A 20,814-nucleotide genomic window follows, 5' to 3' on the forward strand; every position below is an offset into this window, starting at 1 on the left:
CTTTTGCCTATTTTGCTTGGTTCATTTTAATGACGAGTTTTCCGAAGTTCTCACCTTGTAATAGCCCCATGAAGGCTTGGGGTGCGTTTTCTAATCCTTCCACTACTTGTTCTTTGTACTGGATCTTGCCTTGCGCGAGCCACTCTGTCATTTGCGTTGCAAACTCGTTGTAACGATGTGCGTAGTCGTCAAAGATAATGAATCCTTGCATCTTAATACGTTTAACTAACAGCATTCCCATCAGCGCCGACATGCGGTCAGGGCCGTCTGGTAGTGATGTCGCGTTGTATTGCGAAATAAGACCACAAACAGGTACGCGTGCGCCTGTGTTGAGCAGTGGCATCACAGCATCGAAGACTTTTCCACCCACATTCTCGAAGTAGACATCAATGCCTTTATCGCACGCAGCTGCTAGCTGTTCAGCAAAGTTTTCTGCTTTGTGATCGATACATTCATCAAAACCAAGAACCTCTTTAGCATGACGACATTTTTCTTCTCCGCCAGCGACGCCAATAACACGGCAGCCTTTGAGTTTACCTATTTGACCCACAGTCGCACCTACTGGTCCTGTCGCTGCTGCAACTACAAGGGTGTCGCCTTCTTTTGGCTGACCGATATCGAGCAAGCCCATGTAAGCCGTGAAACCTGGCATACCCATAATGCCAAGTGCAAATGATGGGTGGCTAGGCGCCATACCAAGTTTTACTAAGCCTTCACCGTTAGAGACACCGTAATCTTGCCAACCGGTATACGTCAATACCCATTCACCCACTTGATAGTCTACATGCTGCGACTGCTCAACTTGGCAGACTGTTGCGCCGACCATTACGTCGTCAATCGCGACTGGTTCTGCATAGGATTTTGCGTCGTTCATTCGACCGCGCATATAAGGGTCAAGTGATAGGTAGATAGAACGCAGTAAAACCTCACCATCTTGAATGCTTGGCACCGTGGCGTTTTCTAGTCGAAAGTTATCTTGTGTAGGTGCGCCGACAGGGCGAGAGGCGAGTACGATTCTTCTGTTGTTATCAGTCATTGGATATCCTTAATGATCGCTGTTTGTATTAGACCAGTCGTCTAGTGTTTGTTTCTAAAAATCCCGCCTGTAATAGCGAGGCGGGAAAGTAGCGGTTATGTTGTCGTCATTCGAGCGGTTACGTTAGCGCGATGAGACGTTTTGTTTCGTCAAAAGCGCTGTCGAGAGTATCTGAACTTTGGCTTAACTTGCTCAAGAGGCTAGCGCCTAACCAGAGTGAGTATAGCGTTTTTGCAGCTTGCTGGTGGTCTAGTGAAGTGATAGAGCCTTCTTTAACACCATTCTCTATACAAGTTGCCATTTGTTGAACCACACAATCAGCGCCTTTTTGTAAAGCTTGACGCATTGAGTCAGAAAGGTCGGATACTTCTGCCGATAGTTTTACGACTAGGCATTTATGTGCGTTACAAACACCACTTTGCGTATCACGCCAACGAGAGAGATAGTCCAATAATCGCTCCGCATGGTTACCTTGTCCGCGCACTAAAATAGAGTCAACTCGTGTTAAGTAGTGATCAAAGTAGTGCTCAATTAAGGCTTCACCAAACGCTTCTTTGGACTTGAAGTAATGATAAAAAGAGCCCTTGGGAACATCAGCTGCTTTAAGCAGTTGGGAAAGCCCCACGGCAGTAAAGCCTTGGTTGACAATAAGCTCGTAACCGACATTCAAAATGTGCAGGCGTGTGTCGTTTGTTTTCTGATTCATGAGGTTACTATAAATAAAATTAGACCAGTCGTCTAGTTTTGCTTTAGGACGCACATTGTTTCGTCGTAAAGTGCAAGAAAGTTGGCAGCCGGATGCGTTACAAATTGATGATTAACGGGTGTAAAAAAGCCCTACCAAATATGGGCAGGGCTGTCTCTATTCGTTTTTCGATTACTTGATTGAAAGCAACTCAACGTCGAAGATCAGTGTTGCTGAAGGTGGGATTGGACCGGTGCCACCCTTGCCGTAACCCAGGGTACTAGGAATAAAAAGGCGAACTTTTTGGCCCTCAACCATGTACGTTAAACCTTCTTGCCAGCCTTTGATCACTTGCTTAAGTGCAAATGTGATCGGCTCACCGCGCTCTACTGAACTATCGAATACAGTACCGTCAATCAAAGTACCGTGGTAATGAACGGTTACTTGGCTGTTCTTCGTTGGGTGCTCTGTACCTGTACCTTCTTCAAGTACTAGATACTGCAGGCCGCTCTCTGTGATTACAACGCCCGCTTTTTTGCCATTTTCAATTAGGAACTGTTGGCCTTGTTCGAAGTTTTCAGAACCCGCTTTGTGATTAGTCCAAGTACGGTAGATCATGAAACCAGCCATGATGAATACGATAATTGGAATGACAAATTTAGACATAATGAAACCTACTTATATAAATACATTCTGTTGTTAAAACTCAACCATTAAGGCTGAGTCAAAAGGAAGTTGATGGTTTTGCCGATACCTTCTAGATTTTGGTGACCAGCCGTTAACACTTGGTATTTACCGTTAACGATGAAGGTTGGTACTGAGTTGATTTGGCCTTTTACAGAGATTTCTTCGGCTTTCTGTACGTATTCAAACAGTGCCACTTGCTGATCTTTATCTAATTGGTATGGGCTTACCAAACCGCGAGAAGTAAACGCCGTTTCTAGAGCTTCTTGGCGAGCTTCTGGTGTTGCGTCACCACCCATCTGTACAGCAGCGAATAGGTCTTCCATGAAGGCGTGATCTGGCGTGTCGTCAAGCTGCATTACGGCAGTGTAAAAGATCATTGCACTGATTTGAGCGCTCTCATTAAAGGTAACGTGTACCTTACCAATCTTTTGGTTAGTCAGTGATTCGATCTCAGGAATTGCGCTTTCCATAGTGCGACAGTGGCCGCAGTTAAGTGAAAAGATTTCTGTCACTGGAGATAGGTCGTATTCGGTTAGCGCAACAGGAAGTGCTTCGTATTGAACGCCGGCTTGCGGCTCATTGCTTTCACTACAACCTGCAAGGGCTACTGCAGCGATAAGAGCAACAAATAATTGGGTAAATGGCTTGAACATATAATTTACTCTAGCGTTAAAAAGTCGGTGAATTCTAACGATTTAGTGGGAATAGGAAAACAATTATAAAGTAATTAAATGCAAACAGGTCGATGTGTTGAGTAGCGAGTGGTCAATTCGTTGTTAAGTGTGATCTGAAACACTTTTTACTCTGTTTGCGCAGTACAGTCGCGACTGAACATGTTCTAGCTAGTTTGATTAAGGCTTATTCAAAAGTATCGAAAGTTTGAGCTAAAGTTATCGCTAGGCCGCCGATATAGTGTTTGGTAGAAGCAATACGTTTAAGTGGTGGATGGATTAATGAAGTATTTAGCACTAATTTGCAGTTTGGCATTGGTAGGGTGTGAATCAACCGACTCAATGGCAATGCTGGGCGGTAACATGTTGGAGACCGCACCACAAACAGATTACGACGTGATGTACCCAGAGTGGGGTGTTGTGCAAGAGACGCGCGTTGTGACCAATTACCGTCAAACACAGAACTCTTCGCAGAAAACGATTACCACCAACTATGGCGTAGGAGTTTCTACCGATGACCCGCTTGAAGTTTTTCTCAGACAAAATCGTATCGACTATCAAGTGCTGCCAGGTAATCACGTAATGGTGAAATTGAACCATCATGTGAACTTTAAAACAGGCTCTGCCATTCCGGCTCCCGTTAATGATCACTGGCTGGACACTTTAGGCAGCTACCTTTCGCAACGTTCTGATATTGATATCGTGATTGAGGGACATACTGACAACACGGGTAACGATATGGTTAATGACCCTCTGTCAGAACAGCGAGCGAAAGAAGTGAAAGCAAGATTGGAGCGTAACTACGTATCAAGTCAGTCTATTTATACGCGTGGTTTTGGTGAATATGTCCCAGCTTGTACCAACAACTCTTCTCAAGGAAAAGCGTGTAACCGCCGCGTGGAATTGATGTTGATCGTGGCTAAATAGCACGACCATTAACACTGCTGAGTCGGCATAAACTTAACAGATATAAAAAATCCCTCCACATTGGAGTATACAGTAAAAACCATGTCCATTCGCGTGTGAGTGAGTGGAAACCTTTTACTAACAACGCTTCTTGTGGGTGCCTAAAGCGTACATACTATGTATATTAGTATGTACGTTTTTTTGTCCCTGAAGGCTTAGCAAGGTGATGGCCTCACTACGTGAAAACCATCACCCAGCCAAAAGGGTATTTAGGGGAATGATGGTAAAGTAAAATAATAAAGCCACTCCTGACGCTCGCACAGCTCGCTACTCGCTAGGCATTTATGATTTTTCTTGACCATCGTCCAAGGTTCGAGCTCATTTTTGGACATAAATGCGTTAGAATAGCTACTCTATAACGCTTATTTCAGATTAGAAAAATTATCTTGAAATCTTAAATGCTTGTTAAGCTTCATTTCACCCATGCAGGTTTTTTGAACAAAATAGATGCATTCCTAATTCCGAGGCTGCGAACTAATACTGAAGATACATCTCTAATCAGGGGTAACGCTTTATTGTAAAAAAGAAGAGCCTTTTCAGCAGAAATACTTTCTTCTCCGTACCTCAGTGCGACAACATTTTGGGGGAATGAATCAATGACCGAAAAGTTTATATTTAGACTCTTACTCTCTGAGCATTCCAGTGTTTTTGAGAGTAACGACTTTAAGTTATGCGTTTCTTCAAACTGGCCAATGTTCTGCTTTAAGAAGACTTTCATTGTTTTTTCAATCGCTAAATGAGTATGCCAACAAGAGTTTGCGATTCTGTTTTTGTCATAAGATGTAAGATCCAATGAAGCCCTTTCAAGTTCATCAAGAATTGTTCTTGCTAGGTTAACCGTTTTTGAGTCTACTTTTAGTGCTGTTAAATTAATCGATATAGTTCTTATGCAAGCAACTACTTCCTCGATTCTCTGCTCTACTTTACATTTTTGATTTCGTGACAGAGAATCAAGAGAGATATTCCTACCTTGCAGCATAGCTTGCATATCTTCACTTTTATCTAGATGGTCTACAAACTTGATCCATGCAGTCTCACCTTCTTTTTCAACAATAGAAATAGTCGCTGGAAACTTTATTAAAATTGGTTGATTTCTAATTGTAATTGCGGCCGAAAAAACACTCTCATGGGGACTTGTCGCTAACTCCCCATATTTTTCGAAATACCAATCATGAACGACAGGTACAATACATTCAAAAAATGCATCACTTTTTAGAAACTCGGCCTTACTACTATAAGAGGTATCTTCTATAAAGTCCGATACGAACATACGTGAGGCGATGAGGAACCTATCATAGATAGGGATATTTTTTACATCTAGAATCTCATCGATAACATTCATAGCTTCTCTTATATACTGATTCATCTCAATATTTGACATACCATCTCCATGAAACTTAACACTTGCATAACACGTTTACTACTAAGCAATTATACTTAAAATTGACGCCTTAAAACGAGAAACACTCGACAACCTGAGATACCGAGTGTAGTAAATCGTGTTGATGCGTTTATTATATTTTTTCTTTCTCGAAAAGTAATATATTGTGTTTTTCCGATTCACTCAATGACATTACATAAAAAAGAAACTGGCTACATTCCAAATCTGATTTATCAACTATTTCCCTGAGTAAATTTAAGTTTAATAGCTGTCTGTCATTCAATTGTTTTCTTTTATCCTTAATTTTTTCTAATAACTCAAAATTTACATATGTGAAGTATTTGTTGAATAAACCAGATACTACATCTGATATTTGTATTAATCTAGACTCTTCTGAATTTACAAAGCTATAGTTAAGATTTATTAAATTGTGGTCACCAGCTTTCTTCAGAATTTCAAATTTTTCCTCGACGATACTTTCTATATCAAACTTATGAGAAGAGTACTTAAAACTAACCCCTCTATTATGATAAAAGGTATGAAAGCCACTAAGTAATAGATCCTCATCAAGGTCATAAGTTGTTTCTAACTTATCAATATCAGAACATATTGACAATAATCCAGAAAGGTCTCTAAACCCCCTTTGTGTCTGTTCATCTATCCCAGTTTTTAATATGTTATTATGCCTAATATTTTCTTTTATTATATTATTAATCTCTCTTATAAGCTTACTTTCAAATCCTTTCCTAATTTTAGGATAATTATATTTTTTAACTAATGAAATAAACGTAGATTTCTCTAGTCTCACTAACCTATATAACGCATCTTTATAGTAGTCTAGGTAATGTCTAGCATCGATTGTATGGTTAAATGAATTTGGCTTTTTATTAACAGCATAAAAGAAAACATCATCAATCAAATCAATAAATGACCAATACTCCATGTTTAAATTAAAATAATGAACATAACAACTACTCTCAAGAAGCCATTCTAAAAACACTGTTAATTTTTGTGATTTTAAAACCTGTTCAAAATTTCCTTTAGCAATATGCTTAAATTTTATCTCTTTAACACTATCTTGTAATGATAATTTTTCAATCAATGTATTAACACTTATGTCATTTATATCAGACTTGTGTGCTATACCCGCCAAGATGAAATTCATCGATGCTTTTTGATTCTCGTCATTATCAACATTGTATTTATCTGTCTCTAATGAGAGTGTTCTGACATTGTTAGATTCATCATAATAAAAAGTATAATTATTTTCTTCTGAATCAAATGTAATAGATAAAGGATCCATTTTTTCCTCTTATTTTAATGAAAATATAACGCCTGCATAACACGTTTGCTACTATGCAATTATACTTAATATTGACGTCTTAAAACAAGAAACACCCGACAACCTGAGATGCCGAGTGTAGTAAATCGTGTTGATGCATTTGTTATGTGATTTTGCTTACAGAGTTTTGAATACCTTTAGTATATTCGTCAAACTTAGATTTGATATCGCTATCTAAGATTTCACATACTAAGCTGCCCGCATGACTAAGATATAAGGCCATATTTGCCACGTAGAATACATCGCTATCACTAGGTTCAGACGCATGAACGACTAACTCAATATGATCTTTAGCTTCGTTTTTGCGAAAGTGGCGCTTAACAATAGCACTCAACGAGCTATGTGCTTCACAACACAAATACGCATACAAACCTTTATACTCATTTTCCATTCCTGCCAATTGAAATTTATCTAAAACCGAATAACGCTTTTTATTGAGACTTTCAGCTAATTTTGCATTTTCCTTTTGGATTCTAGGTATATCAGTATCAGCTAAATACTCTAGTGATGAAAAGTATGGATTACCATCCTTCGCTTGCTTCAATTGCTTTAGGCGAGAGTATCCATTGTCCAAATCAAGAACATCAATATAGTCTTCATTATTCCTCAAATTAATAAGGTCTACATAATGCTCCATAAACGATCTAAATAACACAAGAGCACCTGTATGAACGTAGTCTCTTGTAAGTATTTCAAATGATTGAGATAGCTCGATCAACGAGCAATATAAACCAACCGAATATGCATGATACTTATAGTTATTTTGCATTTCCAATTGAACTACATGCTCATTGGCAAACTCTATTGATTTTTTTAATACTTCAGAATTCATAATTTCCCTAATCACATAACATTTCAATATCGTTCAGCACGAATTGATGCCTTAAGAACATCTCAAGAATACTACCTAACTAACTGAAAAATTAAAACATAATCCAGTTTAGATCTAATTTATAATTAAATACCGTGCAAGCACACATTGCTTCCGATTCTAGGCACATTATCAGTCAAAAACTTCCCTTTAGTTCTCTATTATTCCATAGTTTAGAAATGGTTGAACAACATATTCGAGTGTAAGTGTGATTGAAGGTCAGTCTGTTGTGAATTAGAAAATTTAGTCATATAGCAGGAAGTTTGTCATGAGGAAAAGTAAGTCAAACACCAAACTAAATACCGAACAGAAAATCTTACGTAAATCATATTGGGGCAGAAATGTTCTACCTTAACAACTCTTTCAGATAGCTATTCCGCCTGTGAGAGTGACTAGGTGCCTCGGTGATTTGCTTCATGTCACCACTACTGCCAACTATATGGATTTCACTTTCAGCTCTCGTGATTGCCGTATAGAGCCATGCTCTATCTACTATTCTTCCGTTTTGCAGAGCGATGATGATGCGTGGAAACTGTGACCCTTGAGCTTTATGTAGGGTGATTGCGTAACCCAACTCCATGCAGTCGAGAACGGATTGTGTTATCTCGACCTTTTCACCTGTATCTAGCGTCACTTCACCGTAACTATCACCAGAAGGTTTGGCGTTGGTTAGTATACCAAGTGAGCCGTTCTGAATGCCTTTGTCGTAATGATTCTGCGTAAATAACACCGCATCATTCATGCGAAGTGGCAAAAAGAACTTATCACCATTGACTTCGAACTCAAGGCTAGTGCTATCTGGGTTAACGGCTTGTTGGGTGAGTTTATTGATTTCTGATACGAGTGCCTTGGTTGGAGCCATGACACGACTACTATCAGGGGATTCTTGGTAAAGCTCGCAACAGACTTTGGCAATGTCTGTTTTACTGGTTTCGTGAAAGTGTATTGCACCCGTGCTTAATTGGTCAGGCATCAGACCTTAATTAATTAGCTTTGAGTATTCGGGGATACCCGTTGAACCTTCTTGTCTCTTGACGATATCTAGCATGGTATTGGCGACCGTTTTTGCTTCAACGATATCTGCCAGCACTTTGCCGCAGCCAATCGGTGGAAGTTGATCGGGATCGCCAGCGAATATCAATCGTACAGAGGGGGGAATGTGATTCACAAGACGATACATGGTTGGCAAGTCAATCATGCTTGCCTCATCAATCACCAGTAGGTGATTGGGCTTATCGAAACTGGGTTCAATAGGGTCTTCACGCAGCAATTTGGCAATGGTTGAGGTAACAAAACCGATGGACTCATGAAGCCTCATTGCAGCGCGACCACTGAGTGCAACGGCGTGTATTTCAAATCCAAGTTGATGATATGCCTTGAGAGCCGTTCTGAGTACCGTTGTCTTGCCCGTTCCTGCACCGCCCGTAATACAGCTTACCGCATTATCCAGACACGTTGTGACGGCTTCGATTTGCTTAGGAGTTAATTCGTAGGGAAGCTCCGCAACCGCAGAGCAATACGCAGCATTGGCGTTTTCATCAAACAAGTCATTTCGCTTAATCAGTGTATTTAGCCGTTTGGCAACGACACTTTCCATCAGAAGTTGCGCCGTTGGATGATAGGCTCCTGTGTCGGGGTTTAAAATGTACTGAGCTTTATCATGACCTGATTGGAACGCCTGAGTGACCAGTGCTTTGTCTTTCAATAGTTTGTTGAGGTAAGGGCGCACATTGGCATGAGTGGTATAGGTGTGACCTTTTTCAATCTCCTTGCGAATCGCCATTTCCAGAGCAGCGCTGAGCCTTCTTGGGTCATCCTTCGCAACATCGCTCTTAAAATCCGTTACCTTGATAATATCTTCAATGGCACTGAACGAAAGACCAAAGCCCATCAAAGCATAAGGATTATCCTTAATTACCTCCATGGAGGCTTCACCGTGATGCTTGAGCAGTCGTTGCTGCACACTGGCGGGGATGTTGTGCTCGCTCATCCAGTTGCAATGTGCCAGATTTTTGTATTTGGCGTACCCCTTAAAGAGCGCTTCCACTGAATCGTCACTCAGAATCGATATTAGACGCTTTCTAGACTCTGAGGTGTCATTTCGCAGTGTGGCATGGAAGTCTTTACCCAAGAGCTGCCAGAGTGCTCTAGCTTTGCTTTCGCCAATACCCTTGAAGTCACTTTCTCTGGCGACAAAGCGTATCAGTTGCTCACCTGTTTCGGGCAGCGTGCATTCAATATGCTTGGGTGATTCATACGTGTGCTGCTGCATTACATAATCACCCATCTCCATATTTTCTATCTGGCGAGCGCCTTTGACTGACCAATGCTGACCCAGCGTTGGAAGCACAGGGATGCTATCTGGGTCGGCTTTGATGGTGACGTAATACTTCCCACTATTGGTTTTGTAAGAGTTTTTCGCCAGCGGCACACCGCTGAATATCACCATCTTGGTCGAGCGATAAGGGATGCTGGTGACGCGCATCTGGTCTTCATGCAAAGCGGCATTCATCGTGGCATCAACCCCATTTCGGATAAGGTTTCAGATAGCTCACCAAAGCGCTCAAGTCGCTTTTCAAGCTCATTGACTTTGGCTTTCAATTCAATGTTCTCAGCTTCTAATGACGACACCCGCTTTGAATCGAGAAGCTTTCGATTGGCTGTGTTGTCGTAGGTTTTAGGCTTACCCTCATTCTTCTTGGCAGTTTCCGTAAGAGGTGGAAGAACGCCTCTATCACGTAACTCACCCTCTAGGGCTTTGAGCGCTTTTTTGAGGGCAGGGTTTTGGTTTAAAGCCGATTTCCCACAGCCGATCCCCTTTGCCACCTCGATTCGATTAAGCTGACCTCTGAACACGATTTGTTTAAAGTCATCGTCCGTCTGTGTGGCTTTCCAGACCTCAAATGCCTCTAGGTTTTCCTGCGCTTTCTGCCGCCCACTTGCCATTAGTTATCAACCTCGCCCAACAGTTTGCGAAGTCCTGTGACAAAGCCTCTAGGGAATACTTCACTGTTGTATTCCATGTCTTTTACCTGACCCGCTTTACTGTATTGCCAGTTGTTTGCCTCCATACATTCATCTGAGGTGGCATACGCTAAGGCTTTTTTCTCAGATTCGGTGAGTACGCCTGATAGGGATGGCAGCACTTCCACGCTTGGTTCTGCTGTGGTATCAAACTGGCGCACAGGGCGTTTGTCGATGGTAATATTGGCGTATTGCTTGAGCAAATTAACCTCTTTGCGGTAACGGTTGCGCTCGGCAATAATTTGACCAAACAAGGCGCGTACCGCAGGGTCTGGGATACGCTCTAACAGTTTATTATCCGCTGGGATGGATTTAGACCGTGACGTGTTGGATAACGGTTTTTTGATGCTGGTATTGTACTTTGCTGCCCAAGCTTCGATGAGTGTTCGGTAGTGCTTGTTACGGGTAGCACGCAAAGCCTCATACGCCAATCCGCCATTTTCCGCAGAAACTCGACCAATTTGCGTGATGGAGAAGTCACGCTGACCTGATTCTGAATAGGCTTTCAGCGTGTCATTGAGCTTATCGAGGTTTTGCTGCGTGCGAGGTACTTTACCTTCTTTTAAGTCAGCTAGAATGACGTCAATATCGAGTTCCATTAGTCCTCCAATAAGTTCGGTAGTGCGATACTATCTAGGTGAATGGCTTTATCAGTCAGTGCATGTATACCCTGAGAGAACAGTTTGTTATCAGTCAGGTATTCACCCGCTTCGATGTAGCTCGCCACTTTGCGGTAGCCTTCAAGTTTGTCGTCAGGGTCGGCAATTTTCGCCATCTGACGCAGCATGGCATTGGCGGCGATGAGCTGTTGTTTGTCGTCCATTTCCATGAAAATTGGCTTAAAGCCTTTTTTCATCAGCACTCGACTGAGTTGGCGTGAACGCTTTTCTATGGCAGGCGTTTTACGAAGTTCATCCTGTAAATCAGGGTAGAATTCAGCGTCATCACAAAGCAGCGATAAGTGCAGTAACTCTGAGTCGGTTTCGATAAACTTCAAGGCATGGCTGACATCTTGCTCAGAGCCAACCGCAATCAGTTTGTCTTTGGTGTCGCCCTTGACTCTGGCTTCTTCAACACGAATGATTTTGTTGATAAGTTCAAAGCACGTTATCCAGTCTTCAGCGTATTCACTTGCCTCGACTCGTTGCTTTTCCCAACGGCGTTGTAGCGATTGCAGCTCATCGTACTTGATAAATGGCTTGCCTTGCTCTTCACAAAAGAACTGCTCGTCTTTCAGAGCTTCCAGCTCGCCCTCAATCTCCACAGCGAGGTTAGCCGCCTGATGTGCTTTGTAGCTCAGTTGATTGAAGTGGGCATTTAGAGCAGGAAGGTATCGTGCTTCGGTAATAAACCAGCGGCAGCTAATACAGTTTTCAGCGCCATGTGGCACGCTGGCATAAACGCGGCTGGCAGCGACTTTTGAATCCTTAATCAACTTTCCACCGTTCCAGCACCCGCCAAGGGTGCTGACTTCATCCGATTTTACAGTGTTGCCACCGACCAAACACAGACCACACGAACGCTCTTCCCAACCGATTGGATTGCGATTAATCAGTGCTGCCTGAACGCTATCATCACTGTGATACACCATCTTGCATTGGATTTGCTCCATTGAGGCATCTTTAAGGAAGTTGCGCACCGATTGCTTGGACTTGGCATCCAACTCACCATGTGCTTCGTCCATCTTCTCTGCCATCACCGATGGAGTGATTTTGTTGTAGTAGATGGTCATCAACAGGCGTGTATGCCCTGCTAAGAGCTTAGAAATCACAGGCAGTGGCAATTGCGTGTCCATCGTATACGCCGTGATGAGTGAGACTCGCAAACTGTGCAATGGAAAGGATGTGGCAACTTTAGCACCTTCTGGAGTACCTTCAGGGTAATCCACAACCAGTTTTAAACGTTCTCCGTTATCCAGTGTGTTGCCTTGCTCTGCGAGCTGGTTTTCTAGCGTCAATAGGAGTTGATACCAGAAAGTCGCTACATTTACGGTGCCTACAATTGGTTTGGATTTATCCTCACCCTTTGCTGACGCATCACGAAACAAAAAAGCAATTTCACCCATACTTTTTAGTTGTTTATCCGACTTCTTGTGCTTCGTGTGCTTGTTCAGCAGGGTGGTGCAATCGGTGGGCTTTGCAATCGGGTTGTATTTTTCTTGCCAGTTGCGCAGTTTTTCCAGCCAGTACAGCACTTCCTCGTGTTGCCAAGGGATGATGTAACCACGCTCTAGTTCGTCTTTGTTTTGGTCGGCGGTCTTGTTGGTGTTGATATACAAGCCTGTGGAATACAGCCCTGTCATGGTGTCGTGAATGCGGCGGAAGATACCTTTCCCAAATGGGCGTTTTGCGCTGCCAAGGGCAAAATCATGTTGGGTGTTTACTACCCATTGACCGTTTTCGTAGCGCCAAGTATCGGCTTCACCACTGTCTAGCATCCGCACCTGATAGGTACGTAGCGGTAGGTGGAGCTTCATGAAAATCACCATCGCTTTGACGGGCGACCAGATTTGGTGAATGATAATTTTATTACCTTTGCGGGTCACTTCTTTGGTACGCCACACACAATCAGGGTCGGATTTATCAATCAGTTCAGAGTCTACTTCAAACCAATCACCGCCTTTAGTTTGTCCTTGCCCTGTTTGCTGCTGCGTCCACGTCCAGTGCTTGAAATGACGGTAGTGGTAAGCAGGCAACAAGGTTTCACCTTTCTTAAGGTTATGCTCAATGACGGTCAGTTCAGTTTTATCAGGCAACGGGCAAAGGATTTGGCGCAAGTCCTGAATGTAGCGATACGGCAAAGGGTTACGCACGGTTTCCGTAGCATTAAGTTGTATTTTAATTTTACTGAGCGGGTTTTGAACTAAGGGAACAAGGTTGCCATGGTCATCTTCCTCGGAGAATACTTTTTCAATAACAAAGTCGATAAAGTCACAAGGAAAATTCACGCCTTTAGAGATAATTTCTGGGGTATTTTGTGTTTTCATTACAAGAATCTTCAACTCTTCGCTAGAGCATTGATGACCGCAGTAGCCCTTAAAAAACAAATCTATATTGCCGATGGCATAGGGTGCATATTCAGCAAGATAGGACTCAAAGAAACGATTTAGAGCCTCAAGTTTATTGCTAATACCTGTCGTTTGAGTTGCCATCCACTCAGCAGCCAACTCCTGCCATTGCTGCCACTCCGCACCAAGCGTGGTGAGTAACCAAGAAAAGGTTGAATCCGATAAGCGGCCGTCATTTTTTCTGCGTTTTCCCGACATTATTTACCTCTCAATTTTGGACGTTTGCCAGTGAAGTAACCCTGTGGGTCGATGTCATCAAAGCCATGCTCAACCAGTGCTTTCCAGTCGAGTGCTTTGACTTTGGTTTCAGGGTTTACCAGTTGCAGTGTCGCTTGGGTCAGTTCATCAGAGATTTCCTGCTGATTTTTTCCTGTGTAGGGGATTTGTGAATCTAGGTTCTTGTGGTGCATACAACGTTTAATCACCAAGGGGCTAACTCCTGAGCGCTCTAACCGTCTGCCGTAATTATGTCGATGCCCGTGTGGGTCTTGACCTTCTGCCTTGTTTGGCTCTAAACCAGTGCGCTTCAAGCCGTTGGCGTAGTTATCATGAAAAGCGTTGATGGTGTATGGGTTGCCTAACGCGCTGTGATGAAACGAAATAAACGCATAAGGGTGATGACAGTCGATGCTGGCGCGGTACTTTTGATAGGTTTTCCAAAGTGACATAAACACTTTTCCATAGTCGGTTGGAAACCACTGCACCCGTATATAATTATCGCGGTGGTCAACCACGCGACACTTCCAGCCAAGATGTGCGGTGCCTTTCATGCGCTGGCGAGGGATACGTGCATACTTCTCCTTTAGGTACGTCTCTCTATTCTGATTTTTGGAGCGGACTTCAGGGTCACTAGGCGCTTTACCGTCAATTTCGCTGTAAATTCGAACGATAGCCCTATCTGGGTTATAGGGGTCTTCAAACACGTCTGTCACCCAAAGCGTTAAAGCTTCACTTTCGCGTAACCCGCCACCGTGCATAAGAAGGAGTATTAACTTATCCCTGAGTGCCACTCGTGGGTCGCTTGCGCCACCGATGCCATTTATATAAAAATCTTCCCAATGCTTTTCAGGAAAGGCGATAGCATCATCCTCAGTTTTAGTGAGTGGTGTGCGTCCCTTAATGGTTCGCGCTTTACGGATGGTTTTATTGACGGTCTTATCTTCAATATGACCGAGGAAATCATTTTGGGTTTTTCTATACCATGCAGCGTAATTCAATCGCTGCTCATGAGGTGTGGCATCACGCAAGGGATTCATTGGTGCAGTGCCGTGCTTATCTGCCAACCAATCGGTGAATGCCGTCAGTCGGTGAATGTGCTTATTCACGTTACTGGTTGAACTTGGCACCCAATACAAACCTGATGGGTCAAGTCCATCTTCACCAATCGTTCCTGTATACAACCGCTTAGAAAAGGTCTGAAAGAGCAACTTCGGATCGTCAAACAATCCTCTATTTGCTTCCATATAATCCAGCAACAAGGACACCGCTTGAAGAAATCCATTCATGACGGAGTTACTCACACCGTCCGCCTCTAGCTTGAGTAGGTAGTCCGTGACCGTACTTAACTCTCCTTGCTCAGTTAGCAAGATAGGCAGTTGGCTTTTGATGCCCGTATTGTCCTCTACAATCGTCGCTCTGACTTTTACTGATGACAAATTATGCTTTCCTTATACATATTGTACACGATATTGACTGTATACCTACAATGTTGGTTGTGCAATAAAAAGGCAGATTTCTCTGCCTTAATACACAATATACACTCTTTAAGTTACTATATATAAAATGATGAGGGATTTTTGATTCTGGCTTTCAAGAACAACAGTTACTTGATTAGTTCTTAGCAATTAGTGAAAGAGCTAAGCGAAGTTCTTTTCAAGGTACGCAACGATGTCTGAAGACTCGTACATCCATTCTGTTTTGCCATCTTTCTCAATACGAAGACATGGTACTTTTACACGACCACCACCAGCTTCAAGCTCAGCGCGGTGTTGATCGTTGTTTTTCGCATCACGTAATTCAATTTTTACAGATTGACGCTTCATCGCTCGACGTACTTTTACGCAGAACGGACAAGCTTCGAATTGATACAGAGCGTAGCTCTTTGCTTGTTCATCAACTTTAGATTGATCTTCGGCTGAGCGTTTAACACCACGTGGCGTAAATACAAAGTTAAGGAGCAGAATGATGCGACCTAGAAACCAACGGATAAACTTCATAATTATCTCTATATTTTCACAATTAGGATTAGAATTCGCAGCATTATATACACAAGTCTAGAAAGATGCTCGTAACAATTGTGAAACTCTATTTCGTCCTTTCAATACTGTGCGACTTAGCGACATTAAGGCCTAGTCGCTTAGCAAGACGAGTTAGGTTAGCTCTGTCGGTTTTTAATGTTCTGCCTGCTTGAGCCCAGTTAAAGTTCGCCTGTTCCAGAACATCAGTAATGATGGTTCTTTGGAAATCCTCAGTGGCACCGCGCAAACCTTCCGATAGATCAATCTCAGGCGCTGCCATTGAACCTTGACCTTGCGTATTTGAAGCTGCCGAATGCAGTGCGAGTTCTTGATCTAATGGCCCACAGTCTTCTTTGGTTATTGTCACCAAGCGTTTATTTGTGCTTCTCGCAAGTGCTTTGAGGGCTGAGCGACTGATTACGTGTTCAAGCTCACGCACGTTACCTGGCCAGTTATAACGGTTCAGGAACACCAACACATCAGAGCGGAATTTGATTTGATTAATGCCAAGCTTGCGTCGAGCTTGCTCTAAGAAGAAGCCAGCTAGCAAGCTCGTGTCATCTCCACGCTCACGAAGCGCAGGCACAGCGATAGGGTAAACACTCAGTCGGTGGTACAAGTCGGCTCTAAAGTTACCATCTTCAACTTCTTGTTTTAAATCACGGTTTGTCGCTGCTAATACACGCACATCTATAGTTTGAATTTTGTCTTGACCAACAGGCTGAATCTCATTGTTTTGTAATGCACGTAATAGTTTACTCTGCGCTGCTAGAGGCAGTTCGCCAATCTCATCCAAAAATAGTGTGCCGCCATCGGCTAAAGCAAATTTACCGGAACGGTTTTTATCTGCACCAGTAAATGCCCCGCGTACGTGGCCGAACAGTTCACTTTCGACTAAATTTTCAGGTATAGCTGCGCAGTTAACGTATACCAAAGGCTTACGTTTGCGCGCCGATTGATGATGCAGCGTTCGTGCAACCAGCTCTTTACCAACGCCAGTTTCACCATGAATGAGAATATTGAACTCAGAAGGAGCAACGACAGCGATGTCGTTTTTGAGCGCCATCATGGTATCGCTTTTACCGATCAACTCGCCGCCTTCACGTTCCCACGCTTCTTCGTTAAGTTCTTCTAACAGCTGTTTTGACTGTTTCGCTTGGCTTTCCAATTGAGAGAAAGTGAGGGCCATTTGCATAGTTGAAGCCGCGATAGCTGCAAGCACTTCTAAGTTACGAGCAGGAATGTTGGCAAAAACATCGGGTGTAAGGCTATCTAAGGTGAGCACACCAAGTAGCTTGTCACCAAAGAGGAGTGGTAGCCCCATACAAGCGTGCATAGGAAGATCGCCATCGTGATCGATCAGCAAACCATCAAATGGATCGGGCAGAGTGCTGTCAGAGTCGAAACGAACAGGTGTCTTTGAGGCACAGATAGCATCGAAACGAGGGTGCTCTGAAATGATAAAGCGGCGACCGAAAGTATCACGGCTAAGGCCTTGCATTGCGATTGGCACCAGCGTGTCACCTTGGAGACTTAATAGCGCCACACAGTCACAGGTAATCGTCTTTCGAATTGCATCAATAAGGCGATTAAAGCGGTCTTGATCGTTAACACCACTGGCGAGGCCAATGGTCATTTCCATGAGGGTTGATGCGGAGATATCTTGCATAATTCACTCTAACTGTGTGTGTTTAAATACATGATAGAGTCTTAATGACACAAATAAAAGGTCTTTTTGACATTTTTATAAAGTGAGAATCTGCACAAAAGCTAATGATGGCGGGCGTGGAATAAGTTGGCACTGAATGTGCTAAAGAGATATCGAAATCTAATTATACCAATGATTTATTGATGCATTTTTGATCTCAATCAATCATGAGTTATTAATTGGTTTTCGTGATTTTTTGAGATAAAAACAAGTCAAAATAACTTAGATATCAAAAAATCGTAAAGTCATTCTTATTTTCTAAAGGCAGTCAAAGTGACACACATGTCATGAGGCTCAGTGTTCGGAGTAAATCCATGCTTAACAATGTACATATCGATATCATCAAGTCTACGATCCCACTACTTGAGAGTGCAGGCCCGGCGTTAACAACACACTTTTATCAGCGTATGTTTTCTCATAATCCAGAGTTGAAAGACATTTTCAATATGACTCATCAACAGACTGGACGCCAAGGTGTAGCCTTGTTTGAGGCGATTGCTGCTTACGCGAAGAACATTGAAAACTTAGCGGCGCTGCAAGGTGCGGTAGAGCGCATTGCTCAAAAACACACAAGCTTTAATATCCAGCCAGAGCATTATCAAATAGTTGGCCACCACCTAATTGAAACATTACGTGAACTAGCAACAGAAGCGTTCACCCCAGAAGTTGAAGAGGCGTGGACTGCCGCATACCTTTTCCTTGCTCAAATCTTCATTGATCGCGAAGGTGAGCTTTACCTACAACGCAAACTGGCCGTTGGTGGTTGGGAAGCAGCAAGAACCTTCGTTGTAGAGCAAAAGATTGTTGAATCCGATCTGGTTAAGAGTTTTGTATTCAAGCCAAAGGACAATGGCCCTGTGTTGGATTACGTTCCGGGTCAATACATCGGTATTGAAGTCAAACCTGATGGTGCGTCGAATAATGAAATTCGCCAATATTCGCTTTCAGATACACCGAACGGTGAGACTTACCGTATTTCGGTTAAACGTGAAGGTGAGGGCGGCCAGTTCTCAGGTCTCGTTTCAAATCACCTACATAATTCTGTAGAGGTGGGTGATGAAGTGAAGCTGTATGCGCCAGCGGGTGACTTCTTCTATCAAGAGCGTCAAAAACCGGTAACGTTGATCTCAGCAGGTGTGGGTGTTACTCCAATGCAATCGATGCTGGAATATCTAAGCAGACAGCAAAAAAATGAGCCTGTTTTGTATCTACACGCATGTGAGAAAGTAGAGCAGCACTCGTTTACTCAGCGTGTTTCTGACATTGTTGCAGACAAAGGCTGGTCAGCGAAAACGTGGTACATGAACAAGCCTGCAACGGATTGTGACAGTGTATTGGAAGGCCAGATGAACCTATCACAAGTGAGTGAAACAGCTGGATTTGAAGATAGCGACTTCTACATCTGTGGTCCGGTTGGTTTCATGAAGAATATTGTTGAACAGTTAGATGCTCTGAATATTGATCGCTCTCGTGTTCACTACGAGGTATTTGGACCTCACTCTCAGTTCTAGATTGAATCTCAGTAAATCGTTAAGAGGCCTCATTTTTATGAGGTCTTTTTTGTTTGTAAAAGGGCGTGTTTTGTAAAAAGAAAGTATTTAGATATCGATGTTTTATATATATGGTATGGAATACAGGTGGGTTTGAATTTATACTGCCAATTAACCGTATATCAAACTATTTATACTCGAGGCATCCTTTGACAATTGAAAGTCGCATGAAGTGGCACCACTCTATTGAAAGACGTTTGGTATTGATTTTTGTCTTTGCGATGGCTTTGATTTTCGCTGTCATGACTAGCCTATCACTCTATGCGGGTCTGCAAGAGAAGAAAGATACCGAGGAGAAGCGTGTTGAGAAATCGATGAGCGTTGCGCTAAACCTGTTAGGCGGTCAAATAGATGATATCGAACACTTAACCAAAGATTATGCCTATTGGGATGAGGCGTATAACTTCATAGAGAATCCTAATATCGCGTTTGTGAAGAGTTCGCTGGACATGGATTCACTCAAGGTGGCAGACCTTAATGGTTTAATAGTACATGACCAATTTGGAAAAGCACTTTATAGAATAAGCACATACGACTTTATTACAGACTCTCAACTTTGGAGTGAGTTTGATGATGGCACGTTGCTACAAGGCAAGAAGGTACAGAGGGGTAGTATTTTTCTAAAAGGAAGAATACTGGCTTTTGTTTCTCATGAGGTAAGCGACAATTCGGGCAGTTTACCAAGTAATGGGCGTATTACTGTGTTCCGAGAGATTGATCAACGAATGATGGATCAAATTAGCCGAGGTATCGGTGAGTCTTTTAATTTAGTGAACATGAGTCAACCGGATGCAATCACGACGATTGTGTATCGTGATGCTTGGCGTGTAGAAAAGTCAGAGATCATCTTTCATGACGATATAATTAAAGGCACGTATAGCCTTTTTCTCTCCGAAGAACTGACCTTGCCAGTGCTCGTTGAAATACAACTTGAGCGCGAACCATTCCAAATGTCGAGCCTATGGCGTTGGCTAATACCTCAAATATTGTTACTCGCCTTGCTGACATTCTTTCTGCTGATGTTGTTAAGAGCCACTATTACCCGACCAATAAAGGGCTTAGTTGCGTGGCTTAATCAGGTTAATGGGTCTCAATTAGCGGAGGATCTTAGGCCTTATTCTTACTCTCAACATGGTGAGATAGGAGTGCTCAGTGAAAAGTTCAGCGAGATATACAACAACCTTTATCAGCAACATCAGTTTAGTCAGCTCCTTCTGTATTCGATCAGTGATTTTATTTTCACGGTGGATGCACAAGGTAAAGTCGACTATTGCAATCCTGCCGCCGCCGAATGGTTGAACATAGATTCGAAAGAGCTCTACAAGCAAGATTTCGAACTCTTATTTGCTAGCGTAGATGATGACGCCCCCAGTGTTGCCAATTGGTTATACCGCGCCTTAGAAACTTACAGTGAATTCAGTGGCCAGCTAAACATTCGAAAACTCAGTGAACCCAATCAAATACACTTTCTTGAAATTCAGGTTAGCCCAATTTTATACAACGACACCGATCAAAAGGGTGCAATGATTATACTTAGGCTGAAAGATTGACGTTAATATCTGCACGGGACTACAAACGTAGTACGCACA

General features: G+C 42.8%; 18 protein-coding genes. 3 read left to right on the top strand and 15 right to left on the bottom strand.

Annotated features, from left to right (window positions below; translation table 11 throughout):
- Window positions 1-7: 7 nt before the first annotated feature.
- From L1D60_RS03980 to L1D60_RS03995, 4 genes are all read right to left on the bottom strand, one after another.
- Entirely contained in the window at window positions 8-1,036 is a 1,029-nt protein-coding gene (locus L1D60_RS03980) for an NADP-dependent oxidoreductase (RefSeq protein ID WP_239839849.1), read from the bottom strand.
- 118 nt (window positions 1,037-1,154) lie between these two features.
- Complete coding sequence (locus tag L1D60_RS03985) at window positions 1,155-1,742, bottom strand: TetR/AcrR family transcriptional regulator (protein WP_239839850.1); 588 nt, start codon at window positions 1,740-1,742, stop codon at window positions 1,155-1,157.
- Window positions 1,743-1,913: 171 nt separating this feature from the next.
- Complete coding sequence (locus L1D60_RS03990; RefSeq protein ID WP_239839851.1) at window positions 1,914-2,387, bottom strand: FKBP-type peptidyl-prolyl cis-trans isomerase; 474 nt, start codon at window positions 2,385-2,387, stop codon at window positions 1,914-1,916.
- Window positions 2,388-2,434: 47 nt separating this feature from the next.
- Complete coding sequence (locus tag L1D60_RS03995) at window positions 2,435-3,061, bottom strand: thiol:disulfide interchange protein DsbA/DsbL (protein ID WP_239839852.1); 627 nt, start codon at window positions 3,059-3,061, stop codon at window positions 2,435-2,437.
- Between the two features lie 300 nt (window positions 3,062-3,361).
- On the opposite strand from L1D60_RS03995, the gene L1D60_RS04000 reads away from it, so the two are divergent.
- Window positions 3,362-4,006, top strand: coding sequence for an OmpA family protein (locus L1D60_RS04000; RefSeq protein WP_239839853.1), 645 nt, complete (start codon window positions 3,362-3,364; stop codon window positions 4,004-4,006).
- 451 nt (window positions 4,007-4,457) lie between these two features.
- On the opposite strand, the gene L1D60_RS04005 is transcribed toward L1D60_RS04000, so the two are convergent.
- The 11 genes from L1D60_RS04005 to norR all read right to left on the bottom strand — a co-directional run bounded on the left by L1D60_RS04005 (window position 4,458) and on the right by norR (window position 17,636).
- Window positions 4,458-5,426, bottom strand: coding sequence for a HEPN domain-containing protein (locus tag L1D60_RS04005; RefSeq protein ID WP_210450326.1), 969 nt, complete (start codon window positions 5,424-5,426; stop codon window positions 4,458-4,460).
- Window positions 5,427-5,559: 133 nt separating this feature from the next.
- Window positions 5,560-6,729 (bottom strand): DUF3800 domain-containing protein, encoded by a 1,170-nt coding sequence (locus L1D60_RS04010; protein WP_239839854.1) that lies wholly within the window; start codon window positions 6,727-6,729, stop codon window positions 5,560-5,562.
- 142 nt (window positions 6,730-6,871) lie between these two features.
- The gene (locus L1D60_RS04015; RefSeq protein ID WP_210450330.1) at window positions 6,872-7,600 is read right to left on the bottom strand and encodes a DUF5677 domain-containing protein; all 729 of its coding nucleotides are present in this window, start codon (window positions 7,598-7,600) and stop codon (window positions 6,872-6,874) included.
- A gap of 385 nt (window positions 7,601-7,985) precedes the next feature.
- Window positions 7,986-8,612: an ATP-dependent RecD-like DNA helicase gene (locus tag L1D60_RS04020; RefSeq protein WP_239839855.1), complete on the bottom strand. Its 627-nt coding sequence runs from the start codon at window positions 8,610-8,612 to the stop codon at window positions 7,986-7,988.
- Window positions 8,613-8,618: 6 nt separating this feature from the next.
- Window positions 8,619-10,151 carry an AAA family ATPase gene (locus L1D60_RS04025; protein ID WP_239839856.1) on the bottom strand — a complete coding sequence of 511 codons (1,533 nt, stop codon included), beginning with the start codon at window positions 10,149-10,151 and terminating at the stop codon, window positions 8,619-8,621.
- A complete protein-coding gene (locus tag L1D60_RS04030; protein WP_210449898.1) occupies window positions 10,148-10,585 on the bottom strand; it encodes a VPA1267 family protein in 438 nt (145 codons plus the stop codon). The genes L1D60_RS04025 and L1D60_RS04030 overlap by 4 nt, the downstream gene beginning before the upstream one ends.
- Window positions 10,585-11,262, bottom strand: a complete 678-nt coding sequence (gene gmtX, locus L1D60_RS04035) for a gamma-mobile-trio protein GmtX (RefSeq protein ID WP_210449896.1) — start codon at window positions 11,260-11,262, stop codon at window positions 10,585-10,587. Before gmtX ends, L1D60_RS04030 begins: the two co-directional genes overlap by 1 nt.
- Window positions 11,262-13,928: an integrase family protein gene (locus L1D60_RS04040; protein WP_210449893.1), complete on the bottom strand. Its 2,667-nt coding sequence runs from the start codon at window positions 13,926-13,928 to the stop codon at window positions 11,262-11,264. Before L1D60_RS04040 ends, gmtX begins: the two co-directional genes overlap by 1 nt.
- Window positions 13,928-15,385 (bottom strand): gamma-mobile-trio recombinase GmtY, encoded by a 1,458-nt coding sequence (gene gmtY / locus L1D60_RS04045; protein ID WP_210449892.1) that lies wholly within the window; start codon window positions 15,383-15,385, stop codon window positions 13,928-13,930. The genes L1D60_RS04040 and gmtY overlap by 1 nt, the downstream gene beginning before the upstream one ends.
- A 201-nt stretch (window positions 15,386-15,586) precedes the next feature.
- Window positions 15,587-15,946 carry a glutaredoxin gene (locus L1D60_RS04050; RefSeq protein WP_032552686.1) on the bottom strand — a complete coding sequence of 120 codons (360 nt, stop codon included), beginning with the start codon at window positions 15,944-15,946 and terminating at the stop codon, window positions 15,587-15,589.
- Between the two features lie 88 nt (window positions 15,947-16,034).
- Window positions 16,035-17,636: a nitric oxide reductase transcriptional regulator NorR gene (gene norR / locus L1D60_RS04055; RefSeq protein WP_239839857.1), complete on the bottom strand. Its 1,602-nt coding sequence runs from the start codon at window positions 17,634-17,636 to the stop codon at window positions 16,035-16,037.
- A gap of 353 nt (window positions 17,637-17,989) precedes the next feature.
- On the opposite strand from norR, the gene hmpA reads away from it, so the two are divergent.
- Both hmpA and L1D60_RS04065 read left to right on the top strand, forming a co-directional pair.
- The gene (gene hmpA, locus L1D60_RS04060) at window positions 17,990-19,186 is read left to right on the top strand and encodes an NO-inducible flavohemoprotein (protein ID WP_239839858.1); all 1,197 of its coding nucleotides are present in this window, start codon (window positions 17,990-17,992) and stop codon (window positions 19,184-19,186) included.
- A gap of 110 nt (window positions 19,187-19,296) precedes the next feature.
- Complete coding sequence (locus L1D60_RS04065; RefSeq protein ID WP_239839859.1) at window positions 19,297-20,775, top strand: CHASE4 domain-containing protein; 1,479 nt, start codon at window positions 19,297-19,299, stop codon at window positions 20,773-20,775.
- Window positions 20,776-20,814 lie beyond the last annotated feature (39 nt).

Origin of the sequence: Vibrio sp. Isolate30, assembly GCF_022397975.1 — a bacterium.
GTDB classification, from domain to species: domain Bacteria; phylum Pseudomonadota; class Gammaproteobacteria; order Enterobacterales; family Vibrionaceae; genus Vibrio; species Vibrio fortis.